The 25,528-nt window shown below is 62.1% G+C and carries 34 protein-coding genes and 1 tRNA gene; 28 read left to right on the top strand and 7 right to left on the bottom strand.

What is annotated here, in order from left to right; all coding sequences use genetic code 11:
* From FJ974_RS20895 to msrA, 17 genes are all read left to right on the top strand, one after another.
* Nucleotides 1-513 (top strand): hypothetical protein, encoded by a 513-nt coding sequence (locus FJ974_RS20895; protein ID WP_226891321.1) that lies wholly within the window; start codon nt 1-3, stop codon nt 511-513.
* A gap of 1 nt (nt 514) precedes the next feature.
* Nucleotides 515-2,944: a hypothetical protein gene (locus tag FJ974_RS20890; protein ID WP_181177234.1), complete on the top strand. Its 2,430-nt coding sequence runs from the start codon at nt 515-517 to the stop codon at nt 2,942-2,944.
* Complete coding sequence (locus tag FJ974_RS20885) at nt 2,941-3,330, top strand: SMI1/KNR4 family protein (protein ID WP_140536725.1); 390 nt, start codon at nt 2,941-2,943, stop codon at nt 3,328-3,330. The genes FJ974_RS20890 and FJ974_RS20885 overlap by 4 nt, the downstream gene beginning before the upstream one ends.
* Before the next feature lie 2 nt (nt 3,331-3,332).
* Nucleotides 3,333-3,524 (top strand): hypothetical protein, encoded by a 192-nt coding sequence (locus FJ974_RS20880; RefSeq protein ID WP_140536723.1) that lies wholly within the window; start codon nt 3,333-3,335, stop codon nt 3,522-3,524.
* Nucleotides 3,525-3,616: 92 nt separating this feature from the next.
* Nucleotides 3,617-4,060, top strand: coding sequence for a hypothetical protein (locus FJ974_RS20875; protein WP_226891320.1), 444 nt, complete (start codon nt 3,617-3,619; stop codon nt 4,058-4,060).
* Nucleotides 4,061-4,641: 581 nt separating this feature from the next.
* Nucleotides 4,642-4,712 (top strand) — tRNA-Phe (locus FJ974_RS20870).
* A 136-nt stretch (nt 4,713-4,848) separates the two neighbouring features.
* Nucleotides 4,849-5,361 carry a dihydrofolate reductase family protein gene (locus FJ974_RS20865; RefSeq protein WP_140536720.1) on the top strand — a complete coding sequence of 171 codons (513 nt, stop codon included), beginning with the start codon at nt 4,849-4,851 and terminating at the stop codon, nt 5,359-5,361.
* Nucleotides 5,362-5,585: 224 nt separating this feature from the next.
* Nucleotides 5,586-7,448 carry a hypothetical protein gene (locus tag FJ974_RS20860; protein ID WP_140536717.1) on the top strand — a complete coding sequence of 621 codons (1,863 nt, stop codon included), beginning with the start codon at nt 5,586-5,588 and terminating at the stop codon, nt 7,446-7,448.
* A 20-nt stretch (nt 7,449-7,468) separates the two neighbouring features.
* The gene (locus FJ974_RS20855) at nt 7,469-7,768 is read left to right on the top strand and encodes a hypothetical protein (RefSeq protein WP_140536715.1); all 300 of its coding nucleotides are present in this window, start codon (nt 7,469-7,471) and stop codon (nt 7,766-7,768) included.
* Between the two features lie 413 nt (nt 7,769-8,181).
* Nucleotides 8,182-9,096, top strand: a complete 915-nt coding sequence (locus FJ974_RS20850) for a hypothetical protein (RefSeq protein WP_140536712.1) — start codon at nt 8,182-8,184, stop codon at nt 9,094-9,096.
* A 413-nt stretch (nt 9,097-9,509) separates the two neighbouring features.
* A complete protein-coding gene (locus FJ974_RS20845; protein ID WP_140536709.1) occupies nt 9,510-10,244 on the top strand; it encodes a glycoside hydrolase family 108 protein in 735 nt (244 codons plus the stop codon).
* Nucleotides 10,241-10,444 carry a hypothetical protein gene (locus tag FJ974_RS20840; RefSeq protein ID WP_140536706.1) on the top strand — a complete coding sequence of 68 codons (204 nt, stop codon included), beginning with the start codon at nt 10,241-10,243 and terminating at the stop codon, nt 10,442-10,444. The genes FJ974_RS20845 and FJ974_RS20840 overlap by 4 nt, the downstream gene beginning before the upstream one ends.
* 104 nt (nt 10,445-10,548) lie before the next feature.
* A complete protein-coding gene (locus tag FJ974_RS20835; RefSeq protein WP_140536703.1) occupies nt 10,549-10,788 on the top strand; it encodes an ABC transporter permease in 240 nt (79 codons plus the stop codon).
* Entirely contained in the window at nt 10,773-10,967 is a 195-nt protein-coding gene (locus FJ974_RS20830; protein WP_140536701.1) for a hypothetical protein, read from the top strand. Before FJ974_RS20835 ends, FJ974_RS20830 begins: the two co-directional genes overlap by 16 nt.
* A 2-nt stretch (nt 10,968-10,969) precedes the next feature.
* Nucleotides 10,970-11,293, top strand: coding sequence for a hypothetical protein (locus FJ974_RS20825; protein WP_140536698.1), 324 nt, complete (start codon nt 10,970-10,972; stop codon nt 11,291-11,293).
* 151 nt (nt 11,294-11,444) lie between these two features.
* Nucleotides 11,445-11,663, top strand: a complete 219-nt coding sequence (locus FJ974_RS20820; RefSeq protein WP_140536696.1) for a hypothetical protein — start codon at nt 11,445-11,447, stop codon at nt 11,661-11,663.
* Between the two features lie 149 nt (nt 11,664-11,812).
* On the top strand, nt 11,813-12,331 hold the full coding sequence (gene msrA / locus FJ974_RS20815) for a peptide-methionine (S)-S-oxide reductase MsrA (RefSeq protein ID WP_140536693.1): 519 nt from the start codon (nt 11,813-11,815) through the stop codon (nt 12,329-12,331).
* A gap of 118 nt (nt 12,332-12,449) precedes the next feature.
* Here the strand turns inward: msrA and FJ974_RS20810 are convergent, their stop codons facing one another.
* Complete coding sequence (locus tag FJ974_RS20810) at nt 12,450-12,644, bottom strand: hypothetical protein (RefSeq protein ID WP_140536691.1); 195 nt, start codon at nt 12,642-12,644, stop codon at nt 12,450-12,452.
* A gap of 168 nt (nt 12,645-12,812) precedes the next feature.
* Here FJ974_RS20810 and FJ974_RS20805 point away from each other — a divergent pair, with 168 nt between their 5' ends.
* Nucleotides 12,813-13,076 carry a hypothetical protein gene (locus FJ974_RS20805; protein WP_140536688.1) on the top strand — a complete coding sequence of 88 codons (264 nt, stop codon included), beginning with the start codon at nt 12,813-12,815 and terminating at the stop codon, nt 13,074-13,076.
* A gap of 23 nt (nt 13,077-13,099) precedes the next feature.
* Here FJ974_RS20805 and FJ974_RS20800 read toward each other — a convergent pair whose 3' ends face one another.
* The 4 genes from FJ974_RS20800 to FJ974_RS20785 all read right to left on the bottom strand — a co-directional run bounded on the left by FJ974_RS20800 (nt 13,100) and on the right by FJ974_RS20785 (nt 15,283).
* Nucleotides 13,100-13,645, bottom strand: a complete 546-nt coding sequence (locus FJ974_RS20800; protein ID WP_140536685.1) for a PAS domain-containing protein — start codon at nt 13,643-13,645, stop codon at nt 13,100-13,102.
* A 561-nt stretch (nt 13,646-14,206) separates the two neighbouring features.
* Nucleotides 14,207-14,659: a GFA family protein gene (locus FJ974_RS20795; protein ID WP_140536683.1), complete on the bottom strand. Its 453-nt coding sequence runs from the start codon at nt 14,657-14,659 to the stop codon at nt 14,207-14,209.
* Between the two features lie 115 nt (nt 14,660-14,774).
* Complete coding sequence (locus FJ974_RS20790; protein ID WP_140536680.1) at nt 14,775-15,065, bottom strand: hypothetical protein; 291 nt, start codon at nt 15,063-15,065, stop codon at nt 14,775-14,777.
* 50 nt (nt 15,066-15,115) lie between these two features.
* Entirely contained in the window at nt 15,116-15,283 is a 168-nt protein-coding gene (locus tag FJ974_RS20785) for a Thivi_2564 family membrane protein (protein WP_140536678.1), read from the bottom strand.
* Nucleotides 15,284-15,587: 304 nt separating this feature from the next.
* Here FJ974_RS20785 and FJ974_RS20780 point away from each other — a divergent pair, with 304 nt between their 5' ends.
* The 7 genes from FJ974_RS20780 to FJ974_RS20750 all read left to right on the top strand — a co-directional run bounded on the left by FJ974_RS20780 (nt 15,588) and on the right by FJ974_RS20750 (nt 22,758).
* Entirely contained in the window at nt 15,588-15,752 is a 165-nt protein-coding gene (locus FJ974_RS20780; protein WP_140536675.1) for a DUF3309 family protein, read from the top strand.
* A 656-nt stretch (nt 15,753-16,408) separates the two neighbouring features.
* Nucleotides 16,409-17,635, top strand: a complete 1,227-nt coding sequence (locus FJ974_RS20775; RefSeq protein WP_140536673.1) for an anion transporter — start codon at nt 16,409-16,411, stop codon at nt 17,633-17,635.
* A 163-nt stretch (nt 17,636-17,798) separates the two neighbouring features.
* Complete coding sequence (locus FJ974_RS20770) at nt 17,799-18,797, top strand: LacI family DNA-binding transcriptional regulator (protein ID WP_140536670.1); 999 nt, start codon at nt 17,799-17,801, stop codon at nt 18,795-18,797.
* Complete coding sequence (locus FJ974_RS20765; protein ID WP_140536667.1) at nt 18,794-20,311, top strand: sugar ABC transporter ATP-binding protein; 1,518 nt, start codon at nt 18,794-18,796, stop codon at nt 20,309-20,311. The genes FJ974_RS20770 and FJ974_RS20765 overlap by 4 nt, the downstream gene beginning before the upstream one ends.
* Entirely contained in the window at nt 20,311-21,366 is a 1,056-nt protein-coding gene (locus FJ974_RS20760; RefSeq protein ID WP_140536665.1) for an ABC transporter permease, read from the top strand. Before FJ974_RS20765 ends, FJ974_RS20760 begins: the two co-directional genes overlap by 1 nt.
* Nucleotides 21,367-21,435: 69 nt before the next feature.
* Nucleotides 21,436-22,422: a substrate-binding domain-containing protein gene (locus FJ974_RS20755; protein WP_140536662.1), complete on the top strand. Its 987-nt coding sequence runs from the start codon at nt 21,436-21,438 to the stop codon at nt 22,420-22,422.
* A 66-nt stretch (nt 22,423-22,488) separates the two neighbouring features.
* Nucleotides 22,489-22,758, top strand: a complete 270-nt coding sequence (locus FJ974_RS20750) for a hypothetical protein (RefSeq protein WP_181177237.1) — start codon at nt 22,489-22,491, stop codon at nt 22,756-22,758.
* A gap of 143 nt (nt 22,759-22,901) precedes the next feature.
* Here the strand turns inward: FJ974_RS20750 and FJ974_RS20745 are convergent, their stop codons facing one another.
* Together FJ974_RS20745 and FJ974_RS30200 are read right to left on the bottom strand one after the other, a co-directional pair.
* Nucleotides 22,902-23,963 (bottom strand): aminopeptidase, encoded by a 1,062-nt coding sequence (locus tag FJ974_RS20745; protein ID WP_140536772.1) that lies wholly within the window; start codon nt 23,961-23,963, stop codon nt 22,902-22,904.
* Between the two features lie 95 nt (nt 23,964-24,058).
* Nucleotides 24,059-24,193, bottom strand: coding sequence for a hypothetical protein (locus tag FJ974_RS30200; protein WP_264296772.1), 135 nt, complete (start codon nt 24,191-24,193; stop codon nt 24,059-24,061).
* A gap of 124 nt (nt 24,194-24,317) precedes the next feature.
* On the opposite strand from FJ974_RS30200, the gene FJ974_RS20740 reads away from it, so the two are divergent.
* The 3 genes from FJ974_RS20740 (at nt 24,318) to FJ974_RS20730 (ending at nt 25,527) form a co-directional block, all read left to right on the top strand.
* Nucleotides 24,318-24,671, top strand: coding sequence for a hypothetical protein (locus FJ974_RS20740; protein WP_181177233.1), 354 nt, complete (start codon nt 24,318-24,320; stop codon nt 24,669-24,671).
* Nucleotides 24,672-25,009: 338 nt separating this feature from the next.
* Nucleotides 25,010-25,264 carry a hypothetical protein gene (locus tag FJ974_RS20735; RefSeq protein WP_140536657.1) on the top strand — a complete coding sequence of 85 codons (255 nt, stop codon included), beginning with the start codon at nt 25,010-25,012 and terminating at the stop codon, nt 25,262-25,264.
* Nucleotides 25,261-25,527: a DUF1488 domain-containing protein gene (locus FJ974_RS20730; RefSeq protein WP_140536655.1), complete on the top strand. Its 267-nt coding sequence runs from the start codon at nt 25,261-25,263 to the stop codon at nt 25,525-25,527. The genes FJ974_RS20735 and FJ974_RS20730 overlap by 4 nt, the downstream gene beginning before the upstream one ends.
* Nucleotide 25,528 lies beyond the last annotated feature (1 nt).

Raw genomic sequence — 25,528 nt, 5'->3', positions numbered from 1 at the left:
ATGTGCACATTAGCCCTTCTCGGCACGGCCATTTCGGTCGGCGGCGCCCTGATGCAGGGGGCTCAGCAACAGCAATTGGCCAACTACCAGGCCAAGGCCTACGAGCAGCAAGCGCAGGCGGACGCACAAAGTGCCGCCTTCGAGCGGAGCCAGGAGCGCCACAAGCAGGATCTGCTCGAGGCGCAGGCGCGCGCTCAGGCCGGCGCATCGGGCGTCGGCATTGCCGGCTCGCCGACCGAGGTGCTGGCGGCCAACGCCCGCCAGGGTCAGATCGACCTCGACGCGACTCTGTACAACTCACGCCTGCGCCAAAACAACCTCAACACCCAGGCCGCCATCTCGCGCTTCCAAGGCAAACAGGCGATGGCGGCCTCGATCTTCAAAGCCGGCAACAACCTCATCGATGGGCTGTCAGGCCTCTATGACCCGGCCAAAGCTGTGACCTTCGGCGGATCGTCGCTCTCGCCTCGGGCGAGCAGGGCCATCGCCGGCGGATATGCGGGGCTCTATTGAAATGGTCCACACCATCCCCCTGTTCGTCGGCGAGCGCCGGCTCGATACCGGCAATGTGGTCCAATATCCGGACTCCTCGCCGGTGGGCGAGGCGATGCAGCAGTTCGGCGACAGGTGGCAGGCCGCCGCCGAGCGTTACGAGCAGCGCAAGGCGCAGCAGCAGGCCTTCGACACTGAGATCGCCGCGCGCCGGTTGAACGGCGAGCTTGCCCAGGCTGAGGCCGAGACGGTAGCCAATTCCCCCGCCGACGGCGCCGGCCTGCACGAAGCCATGTACGGCCAGGTCGATCCGTACACTGGCCAGGTGGTGAAGACCGGCCAGTTCGACACGCTGTTCGGCAATTTCCTGAAGCAGGCGCCGCCCGAACTGCGCGCCGGTCTCGCCAGCCGCAAGGAAGCGCTGCGAGAGGCCGGCGCTATACGCATGGCGGTCCAGCAAATTCAGCGCCGCAAGCAATATGAGCAGGATCAGGTGTCGGAGGTTCACACCGCCGAGCTCAGAAACATCGCGCAAAGCGACCCGAACGACACCGCCGCCTTCGATGCCTCTCGCCAGGCCGGTCTCGACCTTCTCGCCAAGATGGATCTCGATCCGCAGATCAGGCTGCAGGCCGAAGCAGCCTGGCGCGCCAGCACGGCGAAGGCGCGGATGCAAGCGCTGATCGCGCAGGACCCGCACCGTGCCGCCGAGGTGCTGAGCGCCGGGCCGGCGGCGAGCGACGGCATGGGTGAAACGGTGCGGATGCAACTCGCCATATCCTCCAAACGTGAGCAGGCCGCCGCAAAAGGCGATTGGCGCCGCAACAAGACGCCGGACGAAGCGATCGTACAGGCGTTCAGCGACGACGTTCCGCAGAACGAACAGGCAGAGATGGCCCGACAGGCGGAGGTGTCCAGAGCTGCTCAGCAGGTTGACATTCGCACCGCACTCGGTCTCGCCGAGCAGAACGCGCCGGACGATATCGCAAGGACTGGCACATATTCCGGCAAGATGCCCGGCCGGGACGCCTTCAGGATCGCCTTTGGCCTTGAGGAGGGCGACGAACGCTTCCGGGCTTTCGACTGGCGGGCCGATGTCGGCCGTCAGGTTTTCGGCATGCGCATCATGTCGAACCAAGCGATCCACGCCGCGCTTCGCGATGCCGATTCGGGGCCGAGCGGTTCGCAGAAAGACCAGGACCGCCGCGAGGCGACAGCTGTTGCAGCGGGGCTGGTCATGAACCACAGGCGAGCCGATGCCGGCGGCTTCGTCAGAGAAGCGTTCCCGAATATCGATGCCGCCTGGAAGGCCGTGATCGGTGGAGGGCTTGAGGATCCAAACGGCTACGACAAGGACGCCTATGACAAGGCGGTCGCGATGACCATCGCCGCGCAGGAACACTTGGGTATCGAGAACCTTCAACCCGTGCCGCAATCCTTTCTCCGCGATCTCTCGAATAATTATGACAGCAAGAGCAGTTATCAGCAGGACAAAAATGCGAAGATAAGCGCGCTGCTTGCAGGAACGTCCGGCCCTGTCGCTCGAGCAGCCGTGGCGCGGCAACTGGCCGATGCCGATCTGGGCTGGATTATACCAGTTGAATCTGGCTACAGGCCTATGTCGACGCGTTCAGTGTTGGCATCGCAGGCCAAGGGGCTTGGCAAGGCCGTTGCGAATGCGGGTATCGGGGCGGCCGAACTCGCTGCCGACGCAGTTACCTTGGCTGCCAACGGCAATAACCAGGCAAGGATCAGCCCTCCCGATTTCACGGATGCCTACTACAAGCCGGCGAACCGAGTTGAGAATCTGATGATGCATCAGGGATCTGATGCATTGAGCTGGGCGATACCGTGGCCCGCCTTTGGTCGAGCTACTGTTGCCGAGAAAGGGATGCCGCAAGCGATTGAGTCGATGAGTGTGATCGCGGCGGACCGCTTAGCGGCTCCCATCTTTGCCGGTCCCTCAGTTAGGGAACTCTTGCATGTTTCGAAGCGGCCTGAAGGGCTGGCTGAAGGGGCTGAGGTACTTGTTCGCGGCAGCAGCGGCAAACTCGCAAACTCGACGGAAGAGGTTCTTTCTGAAGGTGCAGATCTTTACAGAAGCGTAGACGATCTACGCAAGGTTGGGTCAGATCTCCCCTCAGGTAGTTTCTCGATTTCAGATTGGACAGGCTATCCGGCGTTAATTCCGAAGCCGAAAGGGCCATTCAGATTGTTAGAGGGTACAGAATACAATGCTGCTAGAAACGCCGCCAACAAGGCCAACCGCATCATTCGCCGAGAGCAAGGGCTTGTCGGTCAGTCTGTGGATGTGCATGAAATCAATCCGGTGAGGTTTGGCGGGAATCCGATTGACCCGACCAACAAGATCGTTCTGTCTCGCGATGTCCATCGACAACAGGCTACGCCATGGTGGAATCAGCTACTTAAAGACTTGGGAGGACCACAGTGAGATATATCTTAACCGAGGGACAGTTTGACGCGCCGGCTGAATCCGCAGTCGTTGACGGACTGTCTGCACGCTTGGGAGTCGATCTGCCCAAGGATTACACCGACTTCCTCAAAAAGCATAATGGAGGTGAAGGCTTCGTCCACGATAACTACATTATTTTCTTTAAAGCTGAAGAATTGGCTGACTTCAATCGAGAATATGAGGTTGAAAAATATGCGCCGGGCATCCTCTTATTCGCATCGAACGGCGGTGGTGAAGGCTATGGCTTTGACACCGAAGATCCAGCCATGCCAATCGTGCGCATCCCATTCATAGGTATGGATCGGCAATCCGCTGAGACAATAGCGCGTGACCTCGCCGATCTATTTGCTTGGTTGGCGGCCTGAAAATGAGCGACCAGAACGGATATTCGCGCCCTAAGGGCATGGAACTGTTTGAGATTACACCCATTATCGTCGGGGGCGATGCAGTCAGTTTGGAGAACAAAACCTGGTTGACCAGACAAGAGCATTTTGAAGCGGTACGCTACTGGAATCGAGCTATCGGGATTCTGCGTAAGGCGGCGCGGCCGGAAGAGTAGGCGGCGGTGAGGCTGCCGATAGGTACCCGTCAGCAGGTTAATAAGCCACCGAAATCGACAAGAAGTACGGGCATCTGTTCTCCAATAGGTGAATGATGAAATACTTTTACGTAGATCCCGTTAGTGCCGGCGGAATGGATCGCGGAACTGTTATGGACAGAAGCGTACATCCGCCGATCGTAAGCAAACTCGTCTATCAGATCGATGGCTGGCCGGGCGACGTTCTCATAGAAAGCTTTCCTTGCTTTCTTGTGACGGAGGAGGCCAAGCGCGCCTTGATAAAAGCCGGCTTCTCCGGCGCTACATTCGCAGACGTCGAAATCACAATCTCCGATAATTTTCGCGACGTCTTTTCCAACGTAAAGCTCCCACCGCTTGTCTGGCTGAAGGTAGATGGAAAGGCAGGTCGTGACGACTTCGGCATCGCCTCGAATCTCCATCTCGTCATGTCGGAGCGCATCCTGGACGTGCTGGATGAACTGGGGCTTCCTTTAGCCAGCTTCAAACCGTTCGACGATCGAGAAGAGCACGGTTGAGTCCAGCGAAGTCGGTGCAGGTAGCAGTCTTCGCCGGACTAAGGAGCGCACCCAATATCGTCAAGCATGAAGTCCACCTCGGCGCCATCATCGGTGCGGACGGTGTAGAATGTGGTGGATGCGATTTCAGCCGGCCTCCACTCGAAGTTCTTAACGATATTCGGATTTACCGCGAACATGTAAGAGAGCATTGACCGGCGATGAATCCATGTTCGCCTCCTTTCGTCACAACTCCGCTGCCGTGGCCGCCTGCAGGTGGGAGCAATCATCCGAGAAGCAGGCCTCGCCGGAGCCTTGTCTGATGACTGTTACGACAACCCCCGACTCAAATGCTTTGAAGAGCACGCCCTTGGGGCAGCTCTTCGTCAGAGTTTCCGGCTGATCCAACCATCCGACCAGGCTACCCCACATGGCAATGCCAGCACTGCAACCACAGCGAAAATGAGCGACTTCAAATTGCCTCGAAGGCGTTATATATGTCTTTCTGTTTGAATTCGTGCCAGCCGGTCCAAATGTACCTTCGTGGGTATGGGTGATCGTAGGTGACGTGCCTCCCGCGTACATAAGCAGGCTCGGGCTCTCGCCCAGGTAGCTCAGTTGGTTGAGCACATGACTGAAAATCATGATGCCGGTTCGATTCCGTCCTTGGCATCAGCAATCTCTAATTATATCTTCATCCAGGCAAATACGGTTCAAGGCCGGCGTCTTGACCTGAAGGCACGGCGCGGTTTCGGAGCGACGCTGTCGCGGTAGTTTGGAGCCATCGCATTCGAGAGGCGGGGGTCGTCATGACTGTCACGCTGTGGATGGCCGTCTCATTGAACGGGATGGCCGCGCGCGAGGATCGATCGGAAGACTTCCTGTCGAAGACTGATTGGGAGATGTTTCTCGAGCTCGCTGGCGCCTGTGACGGCATCATTTGGGGCCGCGTGACACATCAGCTCTTCGAACAATCCGTACGCCGCCAGTTTGCCGAACTGCCATTGGTCGTCGTGACGCGGGACACCATGTTCGCCACCCAGCCGGGTTCTATCCGCGCGTCGTCGCCGCAGGAAGCGGTTGCACTTCTGACGCGGCCTGGATCGAACAGAATTTTGCTGGCCGGTGGTTCGCAGCTCAACGCCGCATTCGTTCAGGAGGGGCTAATCGACGAGGTGGTTTTGGCAATCGAGCCTGTAGTCGTTGCGAAAGGCATTCCGATGGTGGCGCCGGTCGCATCCGATCTTCGATTGAGTCTCCTGGGAATAGACGACAGGCGTAGTCCAACGCTGCGCCTGCACTACCGTGCTTTAAAGAGCTGATTGGATATTGTCCGTTTCATCTTGTCGAGCATGAGTGGCATCATGACTGCAGGAAAATCCCATCGATATCAGTCGAGGGAACAGGCAAAGTTGGCGCATACCCCCTAGGTTCAAACGACGCCCGTCGCATCAGTTTCGCGCGGGCTGCCGCGACCAATGAACTCGCGAAAATTCAGTCCTTTCAAGCCTCGCTTCCGCGGGGCTTTTTTCATGGAGCAAGCCTTATGGCCCGACCTGCAACCGCCGCCGTTCGCCTGTTGACGGGCGAGCGCGAACCCGTGCGCCTGGCGACGACGGGAAACATTACCCTTTACGGCCTGCAGACCATCGACGGCGTGGCGGTCGCGGTCGGTGACCGCGTGCTGGTCAAGGACCAGGCCGCCGCCGCCCAGAACGGCATCTACACGGCGAGCGAAGGCGAATGGTATCGAGCCTCCGACGCGCGCAGCGCAAGGACGATGCAGAGGGGCACGACCGTTCACGTGCAGGCGGGAACCGCCTCGGCCGGCTTTGTCTATGTATTCGGGAGCCTCGACCCGATTATCGGCACCGACGATATCGACATCGACTTCTATGTCTCCGAAGACGTTCTTGGCGATGCGCAGAATGCGGCGACCGCGGCGGCGGCCAGCGCATCGGCCGCGGCGGGGTCCGCGACAGCCGCGGCCGCCTCGGCCTCGGCGGCTTCAGGGTCGGCAAATGCGGCCGCGACCAGCGCCGCCGGCGCGGCAGGCGCAGCTACCGCCGCCGCGGGTTCAGCCACGACCGCCGCGACCTCGGCGACCAATGCCGGCAATTCCGCCACGGCGGCGGCTGGATCGGCGTCGGCCGCCGGCACGTCCGCAACCAATGCCGCGAGCTCGGCAACCGCGGCGGCGGCATCGGCTTCGTCCATCAATCTACCGCCGCCGGCGGCAAGCACCTTCCTGCAGCGCAATGCCGGCAACACGGCCTATGTAACCGTCGCGGCGACGGGAACCGGCAACGTCGTCCTCTCCGCTTCGCCGACGTTGACAGGAACGACCACGCTTCCCGGCATCACGATTGGCACCCCCGCCAGCGTTACCTTCATCGGCTCCGGCCTTTCTGCCCTCGTCGGGCTGAACCAGGTCACCACAGCGGCCAGCGCGACATTGCCAGAGATCGGCGCCCAATTCACGATGACCAGCAACACCGGGTTGGCCAATACGACCACGGCGTACAAAATTGGCCTGACATCGAGCGTTATTGGCGGCGCCAACTCGGCGTCGGTTTACGGCGCCAACATGATCACGCAAGGCCATGCTGGCTCAGGCGGGTATCTCGTCACCGGCATAGAAAGCGACATCAATAACGTCGGAGCCGACGCGCCGACGATCGGCGTGAGCACGGCGGCCTACGGCTTCGTCTCGGTTGCGTCGGGCTTGGCTAAAAGCACAGCCGGTTATTGGGCGTTCGGCAACACAGCGCCTGGCGGCTGGCATCACGGCTTTGCGGTGTCCGGCACTATCGCCGACGCTGGCTTCATCGACGCTTCAACGGCTGTCACCAGTTTCACTGGCCAGGCCGGCATAATGGCAGGCTCCGTCTCCAAAGCTCGCCAGAGCATAATTCACGGCTATCTCGCCCTGAGCGGTCTCCAGATCGTGGGTCGCTTGGAAAATGACAATGGCGGCACCCAGACGGCAGCTCTTGGACTTTCTGTCACAAGCTCGGGCGCCGAAACGCGCGCTGCGAAAGCCGGCATCGGCCTGACCAGGTCGGCGACCCAGGGCTGTGGCACGCTTGCACTCTACAATCGCATCACAACCGACACGAGCGACTTCACCTCTTCCGATGTTGTGATGTCGTGGGACAACGCGAATTTGCTCTCCCTAAAATCCGGCGGCCTCCAAGTCGTCGGCGGACGAAAGACTGGCTGGGCAGTGCCGACCGGAACGCTGGCGCGCACTACTTATGCCGCCTATGCGGGCCAGACCCACACAGCGTCCTACGTGCAGGCGACGGTGCAGGCGCTCGATGATGCCTGCCGAAACGTGTCGCAGCGCCTGGCTGCCCTCATCACCGATCTTCACGGTACGGCCGGTCACGGGCTCATCGGAACTTGATCACCAAACTGGAGAACAACATGATCGATTTTTCTACCAAACTGCTCGACGTGGATGGGACCCCGATTGTCGAGAACGGTGTTGACGCCACTCTTGGCAGAGCGGCAGCCAACGCGCTTTTGGCACCGTTTGCTGACGAACAGAACCTACCCGGCGAGGAAAAGGTCAAGCGGTTTGAATTGGCCATGCGTGTCTGCTCGGCAAAGGAACTGACTCTTCCTGTCGAGGAAGTTGCGCTGATCAAGAAGCTTGTCGCGAAGGCGTTCCCGGTTTTGATAGTCGGGCGCTGCTGGGCAATCCTCGATCCGAGCAACGGCTAGGTATTGCTGCCGGGAGCTCTCACGGACTAGCCGCTAGAACCATAGCCAGCCAGACGCCGCGTTTTTTCCGATGAGTTGCGCAAGATGGGAACAAGCCGTTTCGTCTCGGGCATTCGGTGATCGATGATCAAGCGGGATGCCGAAGTCGCCGTCGATAACTCAAACCCACCGGAGCCACGGCGAGCCTTCGAACAAAGCTTGCCGGATCGGAGGCATTCCCGGCTGCCGGACGGCCGCATGCCAGGCGGGGCTCGCCGTGGCCTCGCGGGCCATGCTCGCTCAGCCCGCCAGCCCTGGCTCCGGCGGCGGCGCATCGCGTGCGCATTGGCGCGCCCGTCCTGCCCCGCGCGCCATTTCCATCCCGCCATTTTCATTCTATAGCGCGGCGGGACGATCCCGGGGATAGTGAAAAAATGCGGCTTTCGAAAAAGTTTGTGGAGGCGTTCCGCAGCAATCCCGTCATCTACAGCGCCATCCTGACGCGCGACTGGCTCATTTACCGTTTCTTTCGGCTGATGAGCCCCGCCAGAGGGCGCGCTTTTGCCGATGAACTGCGAAAGACCGGAGCAAGCCGCTTATGTTTCGTCGTGGCATTCAACACCCCATGGGTCATCGATGCCCTGACCAAGGGCTGGCAGAAATACGCAAGCGGAATGCTGCTTGTCGTTGTCGACAATTCCAGGTCGCCGGAGGCCAGGCGCGCCATCGAGATGGTCTGCAAGGCCAGAGGCGTTCCCTATCTCGGCTTGCCGAGGAATCCGGAGCGTCACCCGAGCCGCTCGCACGGCAACGCTATGAACTGGACCTATTACAACATCGTTCGCCACCTGAAGCCGGAGACATTCGGCTTCCTCGATCACGACTGCCTGCCGATCGCGCCGCTGGATATTTCAGCGCGCATGGCGGGCAAGACCGGCTACGGCCTGAAGCTCATGTCCGCCTCCAACTACAAGTTCACCAGGTCCGCAGACGATCCGGGCTGGTTCCTTTGGGCGGGGCTGTGCTTCTTCCGATATCGCGATTTCGAAGGTCTGGCCCTGGATTTCAGGGGGAACGGCGCCCGTGGTCTCGATACCGGCGGCAGCAATTGGGATCCGATCTATTCGCGGCTTTCGTCCGACTGTTTCGAACTGGCGAGCGAGGGTGAATTGCCCATCCATCTCGGCCAACTCGACGTCAAATACCAGATCCTGGACGGGGCAATGCTGCATATCGGAAAGGCCTCGTATATGGGACCATCCACGGCTCCCGAATACCGGCGATTGCTGACCGACCACATCTGGTCGCGCTATTTTGACGGGCCGTCGGAACGTCTGATCGAGGTCTGACCGAGCGACAGCAATCCTCAGGCGGTGCTTGCCCTGGCATACGCCTCGGCGGCGTGCCCCGGCTTGCCCGTCCCCTCGCACTCGGCACAGCGTATGCTGGTGCCTGGGCACCGCTGCCGATGCGTGCCCGCCGGGCAGCAATGGCCGTTCGAGCTTCGCCATCTGGGGCATTCGAACGTCATGCCGCTGCCGCCGCAACACCGGCACTCGCCTGTTTCAGAAAACGCCATTTTGCCCCAAACCCCTTCGGCGTGCCAGGCAACGCCGCTGCCCCATTTATGAACACCGCCCGGCGGGTCCCCACCCACCGTCCACCAACGTTATCATATGTTAATTAAGGCTTTTCTAAAGCGCAATTTGCGCCGTTACCGTTCGCCGGCAAAATTTTCCTCCCACACCAAGGAACATGACCCATGGACCGCAACTTTGCGCGGGCGCTTGCGCTCGTGCTCAAATCCGAGGGCGGCTGGTCGGACAACCCCGCCGATCCCGGCGGCGCGACGATGCGTGGCGTCACGCTCGCCAATTTCCGCCGTTACGTGAAGGCCGACGCCGGCAAGGCCGAGCTGCGCAAGATCAGCGATGCCGAGATCGCGACGGTCTATCGGCGCTTTTACTGGGATGCCGTTGTCGGCGCCGAGCTTCCGGCCGGCATCGACTACGCCGTTTTCGACTTCGCCGTGAACAGCGGGCCGGGCAGGGCGGCGAAATACCTGCAGGCCGTGCTCGGCGTCGCCGAGGACGGCCGCATCGGTCCGGCCACGCTTGCCGCCGCCGGGGCAAAGCCCGCCGGCATCGTCATCGACGCGCTTTGCGACGCGCGCCTCGCCTTTCTCCAACGGCTGCCGACCTGGCCGACCTTCGGCAAGGGCTGGAGCGCGCGTGTCCTCTCGGTGCGCCGGGAGGCGCTGCTGCTTTCGGCGCGGCCGGAGGCGAGTGTTCAGCCTGCGCCGCAGGCCCCGGTGCCCGCCGCCGAGCCGCCGACGGCGAGCCCCCCGGATGGCGGCGGTCCACCCGCGGGCTCGGCGAGGCCGGCATCGCCCGGCAAGGCCACCGGCATCGTCGCTGCGGTGGTGCTGGCGGTCGGCTCGATCGCCGCCTGGGCCGCGCATCTTACCTGTCACCTGCTTGGAGTGTTCTGCCAATGATCGCCGTCATCATCCGCATCGGCTTGCGCTACGGCGCCGGCGTTCTCGTCGCGCGGGGCCTGCTCGGCGCCGGCGACGCCTCGGCACTCTCGGCCGATCCCGACATCCAGATGGCGCTCGAGACCGGCATCGGCCTGCTCATCAGCGCAACAACCGAAGCCTGGTACGCGCTCGCCCACAAATTCCACTGGTCGAAATGAGGTTGCGAAATGGTCGAGGTCTTCACCGAACTCATCCGCCAGGCCTTGCCCTGGGTCATCGGCGCGCTGCTGCTCGTCGGCGCCCTTGCCGTGTGGTGGCTGTCATGACGGCGCTCCTTTCCTCCCTGCTCTCCAACCCGGCGATCCTTGGCGTGCTGGCGTCCGTCATTGCAGCGCTTGGCTGGGGTTTTCACCAGCGGCTTGCCGGCGCCGGCGCCGAGCGCGCCCGGCAAGCAGCGAGCGAGGCGGCGGCCCGCGACATTGCCGACCGCGTCGACAACGACATCGGCACGCTGCCCGGCGAGGCGGCGCGAAAGGAGCTCAAATCATGGGCAAGGGGCTGATCATCGCGGCCATCGCCGCCGCACTTGCCGGCTGCAGCACTGCGAAAGGCGGCTTCTGCGCGGTCGCCTCGCCGCTGCGGCTCTCCGGCAAGATTGTCGATGCGCTGTCGGACGAAGAGGCGAGGGCGCTTCTGGCGCACAACCGCAAGGGCGCAAAACTCTGCGGCTGGAGGTCCTGATCATGCACGACATCTTCGATCTGCTCGGCATCAAGGGCCAGGTGGTCGCCGCCGGTCTTGCCGGCGGCGCGCTGCGGGCGCTGTCGCGGCATCGCTATAAGCTGCGCGAAATGGTTGCTTCCCCGATCTGCGGCGCGCTCGCCGCCGCCTATCTGACGCTGCCTGTGGTCGCCTGGGTCGAGGCAAGCGGCCTGCCCATGCCGGACGCGGCCGACGACACCACCACGCTCGCCGCCGCCTTTCTCATCGGCGTCTCGGCCATGTGGATCTCCGACATCGTCTTCGAGGTCGTGGTGCGAAGGTTCAAGGCGGCGCGGGATGAGTGACGCGTGATCTGCAAGGCGCCGCCGTCAACCCGGAATATCGCGCAGACCCGAACCCGCCGGCAAAATTTTTTCTGCAGCTCCGTGAACCAATTCATGCCGCCCGGCGACACATGGCCGTAGACGGAAAACCACAGCCAATGGAGATTTTCAGATGACTGCAATCCTGCGCAATACACTTCTTGCCGCCGTGGCGGTCTCGGCCCTGGCCGGATCCGCGATGGCCGGCCAGCAGACTGTCAAAACCGAATGCGAAAACAAGTCGGGCAACACGCTATGGACCGCGCGCTGCTGCGGCGTCGGCAGCGCGGACTGCCTGGGCGGAAGCCACGACCATAACCACGACAACGGCGGCCGCGGTCAGAAACGCTGATCGTCCCGGTGCCGGACGCCCGCCGGCTCGTTCCGGCGGGTGTCCGCCGGAGGAGGGCAACCACAGCTCATCCTTGCGGCACCCGCTTGAGCCGCTGGAAGAAGCAGGCCACAATCCCCACCTATGGAGAAATCCAAAGGAGGTTTGACATGGCTTCTTCCGAACGCGCGATCCTCGCCGGCGGCTGCTTCTGGGGCATGCAGGACCTGATCCGCCGCTATCCCGGCGTGATCTCCACCCGCGTCGGCTATAGCGGCGGCGACGTTCCCAACGCCACCTATCGCAACCACGGCACTCATGCCGAAGCGATCGAGATCGTCTTTGATCCCGCCAGGATCAGTTTCCGCACGCTGCTCGAATTCTTCTTCCAGATCCATGACCCGACGACGAAGAACCGTCAGGGCAACGATGTCGGCTTGAGCTATCGCTCGGCGATCTTCTACACCAGCGAGGAGCAGAAGCGGATCGCCGAAGACACCATCGCCGATGTCGAGGCCTCTGGCCTGTGGCCCGGCAAGGTCGTCACCGAGCTCGCTCCGGCCGGCGCCTTCTGGGAGGCAGAGCCCGAGCATCAGGACTATCTGGAGCGCTATCCCAACGGCTATACCTGCCATTTCGTCCGGCCGGGCTGGAAGCTTCCGGTTCGCGAAAAGGCTGCCGCATCATAAAATAGCGGCTGACGCGGTAGCCTCTTGTCCATGATACGCCCGCCGTGCCGAAAGGCGTGGCGGGTTTTTTGCGTTCCGGGCGCTGTTCTAGCCGGGGCGTGTCGGCAAGATGGCGGCCTCAGCTCTTGGCTCGGCGGTTCTCGGTCTCATGGCTGCCGATCCAGTGGGCGCGGATGCGGTCGCTGGCTTCGAGATAGGCCATGTCGATGAGGTAGGTCAAAAGCTTCTCGCCATCGGCTTCAGCCCTCTGGCGAAGTTCTCGCAAGATCCCCTGCGCAAACTGCAGGTTTTCCATTTTGCTTGGCTGGTTCATTGGTGCCCCCAATGTCTGTATGGGAAGTTTGACCCACTATACTTGTACGAAGATTGTGGTCTGATTAACGGCGAAGCTGTTTCCGGTTGCCCCTGCGCTCGATCGACAAAGCTGTTGGACATAGCGCCAAAATGTCGATATTTTTCCGGACCCAATCGGATAGCGACCATGCACGAAGACGAGGGCAGCACTCCCGACAGGTTGCAAGCCATGCTTGACGTGATTGCCGGGAGCGAACTTTCGAGCGGGGAGGCCGATGTCGGACGGCTGCGGGCCGACGCCGTCAAGGCCGCCAATGTGCTGATCGAATTCTATGGAGATGCCGCGCTCGAGCGAGCCAGGCTTATCGAGAGCCGATCTCCACAGTCGCATTTCGCGCGCATGGTGTCGGCCGAAGTCGGCAGGCGCGGCCCGCTTCCGCCCAGAAGCTAGCCCACTTACCGGCAAGGATCGCCTCAGGACGATTTGCGCCTCCTCGATCCGTTGCCGAGCTTCAACTGTACCTCTTCCTGAATGTTGTCCAGAAGATAGGACAGCATATCGTGCCCGATCGACTGGGCGATTTCCCTCGCCTGTTCGACGTGGCCGTGGATCTCGCGTAACGAATCGTCTTCGCTCGCGGCTTCCTGCGTCAGGTCGACGAACCAGCCGGGATAAAGTGCCGCCTTGCCAAGGTCGTCGACACAGCATTGGCCAACGGCCAGGATCGTGCGCAGCCCAATCTTTTCGGAGCGGATCTTGTAGACTTCCCTGAAGCTGGACCTTTGCTCTATCGCTTTGCGGATCGCCAGCCTTATCCTCGACCTGTCTTCCCGTTCGATACTTTGCATCCACCTTTCCAGTGGCGCGCCACGCGAAAATTCGTCGCTCGTCAGGCCGAAATAGGCGGACAGGTTGGCATCGCCATAGACCCGGTCGCGCTTGATATCCCAGGTCCAGAGCCCGTCGATCGGTGGATACCGCATATGCATGTTGCGGCTGCGTTCAAGCGCCAGCGTCATGAAAACCGCCCCGTTCGGTCTCAAGATTCGACAATAGTATGTCGAAAATTCTCCAAGAAACAAAGTTGGTCTTTTGTACAAGGTCGGAAATCATAAAGGCCCAATGCTTGCTTGCATAGTTTGACCGCATAGTTGGTATGATCAGGTTGACGAATGACTAAAAATTTCTTTCGCCGAAAAAATTTTGATTCCTTGTCGCAAACGCTGTTTGGTATTTCGTGCGATAGCAAATAACAATGAGATCGCAACAACCTCAAAGGTTGTATTCGTTTGGGGCGCAAGGCCAGGACCGGAGGTTTTTTGTATCCCGCAAGGCCGGCGCGGGAATGCTGATGATATTGCCTGAGTCGCGCCGGCCAAGGCGGCTCCAAAAGGTCTGCCGCGTCGCGAAAGCTAACGGCCGTTGCCTGGCCGGCAACCTACCTGTGGTTGAAAATGCCGGTATTTCGAGAAAAAGACAGGACCGCGGCAACAATGCCGGTCATCTTCAAAGTATATCGCCAGCCCCTGGGGGCAGAAGACCCATCGCGCCAGGGACCTAGGTCTTATTGACGTGGCGACTTAAGCTAACTTCCTTAGCGGATCCCGGACTGTCTCCGATTCGCCGTCATCGGCTGCCTGGTCGCTGGCGCTCCGGTCGTGCTCGAACTGACGCGCTCCTGGCAAGGGATGCAACCAGTGCTCGCGCCGGCCGATCCAGAGTTCGTAGCTGGGCTTCAGTCCTTCGGTTGGCGCCACGTCGAGACCGCCGATCATGACCTCCACCTCATCCCCGCCGATGGACGGGACACGGCTGCCGCAAGTCGGGCAGAAGCTGCGCCCGCCATAGGTACTGGTGATTCCTTCCGATTCGAATGCCTGGCGCGGCCACACGGCAAAGGCCTGATAGGCCGACCCGCTGGTCTTGCGGCAATCCTTGCAATGGCAAAGGCCAACCCGAAGCGGCTGCCCGATTACCTGGAACTGGACGCCGCCGCACAGGCAACTGCCGCTTCGCTTAATGTCGCTGGACATGGCCGTTCCTCCTGATCGCACATCCACCGCCCGGCAGGACACCTTCAACGCCGCCAGGTCGCTGGCGCTAAAATCCGGACAACGGCGATATGGTTCCGACGCCGGCAGCTTTTCATCAATCGGGGAAATCGAAGACCGGCTCCTCGCAGCGATAGACGCGGCACGGGCCATCCCTGGTCGGAACCGAGACGGAGATCGGCACCTCGGGCCAGTCGCACTCATTGCCGAACTGGCGCACGAAGCGGTCATAAAGGTCAGGCCCTGTGGTCAGCACCGCGGCATGGCGGCTTTGGATCAGCGCCTGAGTTTGCGCGCAGGTCATGGCACGCGTGTCCGGCCGCGCTTGAGCGGCATTGGCGGCGTACAGGATGACGCCGGCAACAAGGACGATCGACGGAATTTTCATGAGACACCGCGGCTTGAGACGTGAGCTTGCGCTGACGATATGGATCGCGGCTAGAACACCGCAAGGTATTTCAGCAGCGAGAGAATGCCGATGATGATGATGATGATCTGCGCAATCTGTCTCGTGCGGGCATCGAGCGGCAGGCGCTGCACAAGATAGAGCACCAGGATGATCACCAGGAAGGTGATCAGTATGCCGATAAGAACCGATATGCCCATATGCCTGCCTCCGTGCTGCCCCAAGCGGGCCGTTTCCAACGTCGCCGGCGTGGGAATGGTTCCGGCGGTCAGCAGTCGGGGAACGGGAAGACGGTGCGGCGCGTTGATGGACATTATTGGTTGATGGACATTATTGAATGCTGGAAGGCGAAAGAAGTCGCCAGCCCGCAATGATCGCCACGTCCCGCGCTGCCTATTTTCGGGTCACCAGTATCTGATAACACCTTTACGGAACTTGTCCGCAGTTTGCGAGTTATTTACCTCACGATGGCGCGGGATCGCGCAGCAAACAAAGGAAAATGTCATGGGCCTCGGCACAATTCTCATCATTATTCTTATTCTTGCTTTGCTGGGCGGCTTCAGCGGCTTGGGCGGCGGACCATTTTATGGAACGGGATATTATGGTGGCGGCGGCCTAGGCCTGATTCTGCTTATCGTAATCATCCTGGTGGTGCTTGGCCGGCTCTGATCGCTGTCCAGTCCGATCATATGCTTCGCCGAACCGAGAAGATTTGCGCAAGTGGTAAGGGGGCGGCGGCGCACAAGCCAATGGGCAGCGCGCAACGCAAGGATGCGGGTTTCCAGCCCGCGCTTGCCTTATGTCAAACTTTAATGACGGGACCTCGCGAACCGTGCCAAAAAAGCTCGGTTTTGCGGCGGCCGCGGCCGCCCGGAGAGCCCGTCGCTTCTGGCGGGGTTTGCGACGGGCTCTTCAATTCGCAAAAAACCGTCTGTCACCCTTATCCGTTGCCGAGTCCGTAGCAGTCCAGGCAGACGACGCTGTGTCCGGGACAGTTCAGCCGATGTGTTCCCTGCGGGCAGCAATGGCCGTTGGAACTCAGCCAGCGGCCGCATACGAAGACTTTCCGTGCGCCGTGACAGCGCGGGCATTCTCGCGGGCGCATCAATTCCTCCCTCTGCGAGACGAGATTCGCCTCATCAACGAAGTCTGAATATTAAGGCGCGGTGGCGAAAGTTTCAGCCGCCCGCCTGGAAAATGTCCGCATGGGGCGTTGATCGATCGTTCCACGCTTTCCCTTTGCGCCGCGCTTGCTAAAGGTGGTCGCGCGAAGACGCCGGGCAGAGTCTGCCAGGCAAGGCAAGGGCGGACGGGATCTTCTGACGATGACATGGACCGGCGCTGGCGCGCTTTTGATCCTGGTGCTCACTTATGCCGGCGTTGCCGTCGGCCGCATTCCCGGGCTGCGCCTTGACCGTGCCGGAATCGCGCTGCTCGGCGGCGCGGCCATGATCGCGGTCGGAGCGATCAGCATCGAGGACGCCTACCGCGCCATCAATTTCGACACCATCACGCTGTTGCTCGGCATGATGATCGTCGTGGCGCATCTGAAGGTGTCCGGCGCCTTCCGCGCTCTTGGCGGCTTCGCCATCGAGCACGCGCACGCGCCCTTCATGCTCCTGATCATGGTGACGCTTCTGACCGGCGTGCTGTCGGCCTTCCTGGTCAATGACGCGATCTGCCTCGTGATGGCGCCGATCGTCGTCCACGTCACCCGGGTCATCAACCGCAACCCGGTGCCCTATCTCATCGCCACCTGCACCGCGTCGAACTGCGGCAGCGTCGCCACCATCACCGGCAATCCGCAGAACATGGTGATCGGCGCCCTGTCGGGCATTTCCTATCCGGCCTTTTCCGCCGCGCTTGCGCCGGTGGCGCTGTTCGGCCTCCTCGCCGTCATTGTCATCGTGCGCATCGTCTACCGCGCCGAATTTGCCCGCCCGGCCGAACTCAGCCCCGAGGTCTATCGCGGCCGCATGCTGCCCGGCCAGGTGTTGAAGGCGACCATCGTCTGCGTTGCCCTTGCGATCGCCTTCTTCGCCGGCGTCCCCGTCGCCAAGGTGGCGCTGATCGCCGGCGCCTTCCTGCTCGTCACCCGCGCCATCAAGCCGCACCGCATCTACCGCGAGATCGACGGGCCGCTGCTGTTCATGTTCGCCGGCCTGTTCGTCGTCGTGGCGGGCGCCGAGCACACGCTGCTGACGCCGGAGATGGTCGCCTGGGCAAAGACCATCGGCCTCGACGATGTCTGGCGGCTGTCGGGCTTCACCGCCGTGCTCTCCAACATCATGAGCAATGTCCCGGCGGTGCTGGCGCTCAGGCCCTTCATTCCCGGCCTGGAAAACCCCGAACGCGCCTGGCTGGTCGTGGCGATGAGCTCGACGCTTGCGGGCAACTTTACGCTCCTTGGCTCCGTCGCCAACCTCATCGTCGCCGAACAGGCCAAGGCCGCCGGCAAGGAGCTTTCCTTCTCCGCCTTCTTCAAGGTCGGCCTGCCGCTGACGCTGGTCACGCTGCTTGCCGGTACCGCCTGGCTGGCCTTCACCGCCTAGTTTTTTCGGCTTTTTCTGACGCGATAAAATCTTTTCGCGCCCCGTCATCGAATCGATTGCGCAAACGTTTCGATGGTCGTATGGTTTTGCCTGATCCGCCGAAGAGCGGGCGGGAAACGCAATCACAGGGAGGAGCGCTTGCGGGCACTCCGTTCGAGCAGCAATGCCGACAATGGCTGAGGTCGCGCGCCGCGCCGGCGTCTCGGTTTCGACCGTCTCGCATGTCATCAACCGCACGCGTTTCGTCTCGCCCGAAAAGGCGCTGCTGATCAACGACGCCATCGCCGCCATGGGCTACCAACCCAACGAGCTGGCGCGGTCGCTCAAAGTCGCCTCGACCAACAGTGTTGGGCTGGCCATCTCGGCCATCTCCAATCCCTATTTCACCGATATCATCTGCGCCGTCGAGGCTGAATGCACCCGACTTGGCCTGATGGTGTTCCTGTCCGACACCCAGGAAGACCCCGACCGCGAGCTGTCGGTGGTGCGCGCCTTTCATCAGCGCCGCGTTGACGGGGTCATCCTGGCGCCGTCGGGCTCGCCTGAGCGGGCGATCGATTATCTCGCTGACAAGAAGTTGCCTTGCGTGCTGATCGACCGCTTCGCCGACGACCGCTTCGACCAGATCGGCGTCGAGAACGAAACGGCGATGCGCGCGCTCATCGACCATGTCGCCTCCTTCGGCCATAAGCGCATCGGCTACATCGCCGGCCAGCCCGGCCTTGCGACGACGCGCGAGCGTATCGACGCCTTCCGCGCCTCGCTCGCTGCCAATGGACTTGACTGCCTGCCGCGCTATGTCTCGCCCGAGAATGTCGACACGGCGAGCGCCACGGCATCGACCCATGCGATCCTCGCTCTGCCGTCACCGCCCACCGCTTTGGTCACCGGCAACAACATGACGACGATCGGGGCAGTCCGCGCCATCCGCGAGAAGGGGCTTTCCATCCCCGGCGACCTGTCGCTGGTCGGCTTCGACGATTTTGAATGGGCCGACTGTTTCGAGCCGCGGCTGACCTTGGTCGAGCAGCCTTGCACCGAGATCGGCCGCCAGGCCGCCGCCTTGCTCAGCGCGCGCATCGCCGCCAACGCTGCCGCGCCCCGCGCCGTGCGGCTGCAGGCGACATTGCAGGCGCGGCAATCCTGCGCGAGGCCGAAATGAGCGCGCCGCTGCTTTCGGTCACCGGCGCCGTAAAGCGCTTCGGCGGCGTGCAGGCGCTGCGCGGCGTCGATTTCGATTTGAAGGCAGGCGAGATCCATGCGCTGCTCGGCGAAAACGGCGCCGGCAAGTCGACGCTGATGAACCTTTTGTCGGGCGTCTACGCGCCGGACGAAGGCGAGATCCAGATCGACGGCAAGGCGGTGCGCTTCAACAACCCGCGCGAGGCGCAAGCCGCCGGCATCGCCACCATCTTCCAGGAGCTCGATCTGGTGCCGTCGCTCGACGTCGCGGCGAACCTCTTCCTCGGCCGTGAATTGATGCGGCCGGGCGGCCTGCTCGACGTGCCGGCGATGCGCCGCGAGGCGAAGAGACGGCTGGAAGCGATCGAGCTTGCCATCGACCCGGCACGCCTCGTCGCCGACCTCTCGATCGGCCAGCGCCAGGTGGTGGCGATCGTCAAGGCGCTATCCTATGCGTCGCGCGTGCTGATCATGGACGAGCCGACGGCGGCGCTCACCGTCGGCGAGGTCGAGCGGCTGTTCGACATCATGCGCAAGCTCGCCGCCACCGGCGTCGGCATCGTCTACATTTCGCATCGCCTCGAGGAGGTACCCGGAATCGCCGACCGCGTGACGGTAATGCGCGATGGCCGTGTCGCCGGCGTTACGGAGCCGCACGCGCCGCAGGCCGAACTGGTGCGGCTCTTGGTCGGACGGCCGCTGGACGAGCTTTATCCCGAACATTCAAAGACTGCCGGCAAGACGCTGCTCAGCTTGAAGAATGCGAGCTTCAGGCTCGCCCAGGAAAGCGCCGGGTGGCAGCCGCCGACGGGCGTCTCGCTCGACGTCAAGCAGGGCGAGATCGTCGGCCTGGCCGGTATCATGGGGGCAGGGCGCACCGAATTGCTGTCGGCGCTCTACGGCACCGGCCTTGCCGGCCGCTGGGAGGGCGACGTCGCCATCGACGGCCGGCCCGTAAAGCTCAATTCCATCAAGGCCGCGCGCGATGCCGGCATTGCCTTCGTCACCGACGACCGGCGCGGCAGCGGCCTGATGCTGAGGATGGCGGTCGGCCTCAACCTTGTCATGTCGGTGATCCGCCGCATCTCGCCGGCCGGCCTGATGTCGCCGCGCCGCCAGGCCGAGGCGGTCAGGCAATCCTTCGGCCAGTTCGATATCCGCCCCAAGAACCCCGACATCGCCGTCGGCGCGCTGTCCGGCGGCAACCAGCAGAAAGTGGTGCTGGCGAAAGAAATCCTCGGCAACCCAAGGCTCTTGCTCCTCGACGAGCCGACGCGCGGTGTCGATGTCGGCGCCAAGGGCGAGATCTATGCGCGGCTGAGAGCCCTTGCGGCGCAGGGGCTGGGCATATTGGTCGCTTCCAGCGAGATGCCGGAGCTGATCGGGTTGTGCGACCGCATCGTGGTGCTGCGCCAGGGGCGCAATGTGGCGGAATTCAAAGGCGGCGTCGACGAGCACACCGTGCTCGCCGCGGCTAACGGCAGGGAGGCCTGATGTCGGAGCAGAAGATTTCGGTGGCGGCCAATCCGGCGGTGCCTTCAGCGCCCAAGCGCCGCGTCGACCCGTTGGCGATCGTGGTACGCTTCCAGAGCCTGATCGGTCTGGTGCTGGTGGCAATCGGCGGCGTCATCTTCTCGCCCAGGCGCCATGGCGAGATCCTGTTCCTCAATCCCGACAACATCGCCAACATCGTGCGCGCCGTGTCGGAGACCGGCATCATCGCCATCGGCATGACCTTTGTCATCATCACCGCCGGTATCGATTTGTCAGTCGGCGCGGTGCTCGGCCTCTCCAGCGTCGTCACCGCCTCGATGATGATCTCCGGCGGTTTCGGCCTGATCCCCACCATTCTTGCGGTGGTCGTCATGGGCATCGTCTTCGGCATGATCCAGGGCACGATCTCCACGCGCTTCCGGCTGGAGCCGTTCATCGTCACGCTGGCCGGCCTGCAGGCGGCGCGGGGTCTTGCGCTCATCGTTTCCGGCAACCAGTATATCAACATCTCCTATGGCGACGGGCCGGGCCTGGCGCCGCCGGTGTTCGCGGTGCTGGGCGAGCGCCTGTTCGACAACACGGTGCCGGTGGCGACCATCGTCTTCATCATCTTCGCCGCGATCGCCACACTCGTGCTCAATACCACGCGCTTCGGCCGCTACGTCTATGCCGTCGGCGGCAACGAGCGCGCCGCCCGCATCTCCGGCGTGCCAGTGTCGATGGTGAAGATCTCCGTCTACGCCATTACCGGTTTTGCCTCCGCGATTGCCGGCATCGTGCATGCCGGCCAGTTCAACTTCGGCAGTGCCAATGACGGCATGGGCTATGAATTGACGGCCATTGCTGCCGTGGTCATCGGCGGCACCAGCCTGTTCGGCGGCGCCGGCTCGATGGTCGGCACCGTGGCCGGCACCATCATGCTGGGCGCCCTGGCCAACATCCTTCAGCTCAACAACATCACCCCCGCCACGCAGTTGCTCGCGACAGCCGCGATCATCGTTCTGGCGGCAGTGCTTCAATCCCTCGTTCGCCGCCGCGAGGGTTTGGGACGATAGGAGTCTGGCGGCAACCACAATGCAAGAAACCAGAGGTCCGGCACCCCGGCCGGCCGAGGAGGAGAAAGTATGAGAACCAAGTTGAGAGGATCGCGCGCGCTTCGGATCGCGCTCATGGCAGGTGCGGGCCTGTGCATTGCGGGAGCCGCCCAGGCTGCCGACCCGCTGGTGAAGGCCTGCTCCAAGAACGGCCAGTTCGTTATCGGCTTTTCGCAGGCCAACAACGCCGAGCCCTATCGCCAGCACGTCAATGACGAGCTGACGGCGGCCGCCAAGGAAGTGCCGGGCTTCACGCTGCAGATCGCCGACGGCGCCGGCAACGTCAACACGCAGACCTCGCAGGTCGACAATTTCATCACCCAGAAGGTCGATGTCCTGCTGATCTCGCCCTTCGAGGCCGCACCGCTGACGCCCGCCGTTAAACGCGCCATGGACGCCGGCATTCCGGTGATCGAGCTCGACCGCAAGACGGTCGGCGACCCCGGCAAGGACTACACGGCCTTCATCGGCGGCGACAATTTCAAGATTGCCGAGGAAGCCGGCAAGTATACCGCCTCCAAGCTGATGCCCGATGGCGGCGAGGCGGCGGTGCTGGAAGGCCTGCCGAGCTCGACGCCGGCGGTGGAACGCCTTAACGGCTTCAAGGAAGGCGTGAAGGCGAATTCCAAGATCCAGATTGTGGCCGAGCAGGCCGCCGACTGGGTTCCGGATAAAGCCCAGACGGCCTTTGCCGCCATGCTGCAGGCGCATCCCGACATTAAGGTGCTCTATGCCTCCAACGACATGATGGCGGCGGGCGCGCTGCTGGCCGCCAAGGGTGCGGGCAAGGAGGTCAAGATCATCGGCACCGACGGTCTGCCCGGTCCGGCCGGCGGCATCGAGGCGGTGGCCAAGGGCGACTGGGCGGCGACCTTCACCTACCCGACGGGCGCCAAGGAAGCGATCGAGATGTCGAAGAAGATCCTGCTCGACTGCGCGACGTCCGTGGAGCCGACGGTGACGGTGGACACCACCGCGATCACGCCGGAAAACGCAAAGCAGCTCTCCGGCAAGTAGGACAGGCTCTGCGATAGAATGTGTTGCGACAAGGCCCCGCAAGGGGCCTTGTTTTGTTTATGGACCATGTTAAGCCGCCGCTCCACCAACCGAAGGACGACACAAGTGAGCGAACCGACCGTGGCCCAGGCGACCGAAAACATCTATGCCTCGCTCAAGGCGGACAATGCCGACATCGACGCGCATATCGCGGCGCTCAAGGCGGCGCTGGCGCGGGAGGGGATAAAAGAGGCGGTGTTCGATCCGGCCAGGCTGGTGCAGAACAACCGCGCGGGCCGCAAGCTGATGCAGGCTTATTTTCGGCAGCGCGGCGTGATTGTGACGTTTTCGAGCTGATAGGGCCAAGCCCGCCGACCGGGCGCGCCTGAAAAACTGGGTTCCTCGCCCCCGCCGAAGGGGAGAGGTGGCTCGGCGAAGCCGAGACGGCGAGGGGGAGCGCCCCATGCGATTGCCCGCCGTGCCGGCCGACCCTGCATTGCTCAGGGCCCGGCTTGCGAGGCGATCTGCCTTGCTTGCGGAAGTGAATCGCACGTCGCCGCCTTCAGTGCCTGCGCACGGGAAGGTGCGGGCAAAGCCCCGATCCTGCGAACGGCGGCATAGAACCTTGGATAATCGCCTCCGCAAAGATCGAACAGGCGAAGGAACGCCGGAACCTGTTCGCCGTAGACAGCTGTCGCGGCGAGCTTTGCGTTGTTGATGGGGGCGGCGAACCAGGCGTCATATCCACGATATCCAGCCCAGTTCTCGTCGCGCATCTGCCGGTAGCGCACCCGCAGCCTGTCGATCGCGGCTGCCTTGGCGGCCGCCATCTTCTCCGGGGGCCGGGGGCTGCCATAGACCCGCCGCAACTCGTCCCGCGTTTTCGCTATCAGTCCGAGAAAATCCGCGCTGCGCTTGCGGTTGGTTTCATAGCGGCGCAAGCCGGCGCGATTGCCGGTGGCGCGCAGCCATTTCCGCACACCGCTGGTTTCGACCGAAACCGCGAAAGCCTCGTTGAACGCGGAGTCGTTGTTCACATAGATTTTCTGATGCGCCAGCTCATGGAAGATAAGGCTGGCGATATAGGTGTCGTCCTGGCGCAGCATGGTGCTGAGCAGCGGGTCGCTGAACCAGCCCAGCGTGGAATAGGCAGTGACGCCTGAGATGTAGACGTCCAGCCCCTTTCCCTGCAATTCGGCGGCATTTTCAATCGCGGCTTTCCGAGAAAAATAACCCCGGTAAGGAACGCAGCCGAACACCGGGAAGCACCATGTCACCGGCGCCAGCGAAAATTGCGGCGCGGCAAAAACGGCATAGGTCACATCGTCCCGTCCGATGTCGACATAGGAGCGGTAGCTGCTGTTGTTGGGCAGCGCCAGCTCATCCGTGGCAAAGCGGCGTATGGAGGCGGCCGACGTCAGCTTGGCGCGCAACGCCTTCGGCATCGACGGATCGCGGATCAGCCCCCCGACATTCCTGCGCGCCGCCATGATCTCGACATGGCCCTGTATCGACTGTGCGTAATAGGAAACGCTGGTGCACCCGGCCAAGGCGGACGCCATGATGACGGCAGCGAGCAATCGAAAAAAGCGCTTCACAGGTTGCTCACCGCTTGCTCATCTCCGCTTGGAGCAAATGTCGATTTGCCGCCGGAGTCTCAAACAGGCGGGGTGATTTTCGTCAAGGGCTGGAAGGCGTCAGCTTTGCGCCGCATCTCGGTCATCGCGCTGACCACGTCCGCATTTTGCAAGCTGCCATCGTTTGTTCCCTTGCTTGAGGCCGCTTTGCGCAATCGGACTTCCCGATCTGATGCAGATAGGCGGCGAGCACTTACAGGACGTGAATGCGAGGTGACTTCGGCCAATAGGGAGTCTAGGCTCGAATGCCTTTCTACCAGCACAAGAAGAGCGCGCCGCATGCCCCGCTTTCTCGCCGTCTACACCATGAAACCCGAAGACCTCGCCCGCTTTCGCAGCCTGCCCAAGCCCGAGCAGAACGCGATCGACACCGTCGGGTTAAAGCAGTGGGTGGCCTGGGAGAAGAGGAACGCTGCGTCATTCCCCGATCGTGGCGGCATGGTCGGCAGGACGACGCGGGTGACCAAGCATGGCATCGCCGCCGCCGCGAATCCCTTCTGCGGCTATATTGTCGTTGAGGCCGAGACCATCGAGGCCGCCGCCCGCCTCTTCGAGAACCACCCGCATTTCTCTGTCTTTCCAGGAGACGGCGTGGACATCATGCCCTTCCTCACCGACCCCGCGCCCAGTTAATACGGCAAAGCCCGACGCGGGGCCCTGTTTTTGACGACCGCGTCGCGAAGCTGCCCGACACGGGATCGTCAAATCAGAGTGGCTTTCGGCAAGTTGACGCTCTCCACAAGGTGCCGTCAGTGTCGGCGATCTTTCGCCTTGCGCGTTGTGTTCGATAGATAAGAGCGTCAAAAATTATTCCCACCGGACGCGAAATATCTAAGAGTATTATTTTGCCGTATCTTTTCGTCACAGCTAAAATTGGTCAAATATCTAAAAAATTGAATTTTAACGACCAAGTGCCTATCTAACAGATGATTTTCGTTTTCTCGTTTTAAGGCTCAAGGGAGATTTCTTGCATGGCCGAAGGCAACCAGACTATCATGGAAAAAGCTCAAGCGCGCTTTGTCGAACAGCAGAAGAAGACGGCGGAGCGAAACAAGGCGACCGCTGAGTACATGTCCGAGGCGAAAGCCAGGGAGATCAAGACGGCGAGGCTGAGGGAGTTGCGGCTGGCCAAGGAAGAGGCCGACCGCGTGGCGGAAGCGCTGAACCCGACGCCGAAGAAGAAGCGTGCGGTCAAGAAAATTGCCGCAACGGAGGTCAAGTCATGAGCCTGACATTTCCCAACCGCAACCGCAGTTATGACGAAGCCGGCAGGCGCATCCGTTTCGTCGGCCATGACGGCATGTTCCAGATTTCCTTCTCGGTCGCTGCCGATGCGATGGCGAAGATCCGGCCTGGAACCGCCGCCAACGAAGCAGGCTACCTCGCCACGTTCGATACCGAGAGCAACGCCATCCGCGAAGTGGCGGCAAAGGCCTACGGCCGCACGCACAAGAGCATGTATGTGCTGACAGCTGCCGATTTCGGCTGAG

The organism is Mesorhizobium sp. B1-1-8 (assembly GCF_006442795.2).
GTDB lineage: Bacteria > Pseudomonadota > Alphaproteobacteria > Rhizobiales > Rhizobiaceae > Mesorhizobium.
Note: the sequence above shows the minus strand (reverse complement) of the source record. Positions and strands in the feature narration are given on the sequence as shown.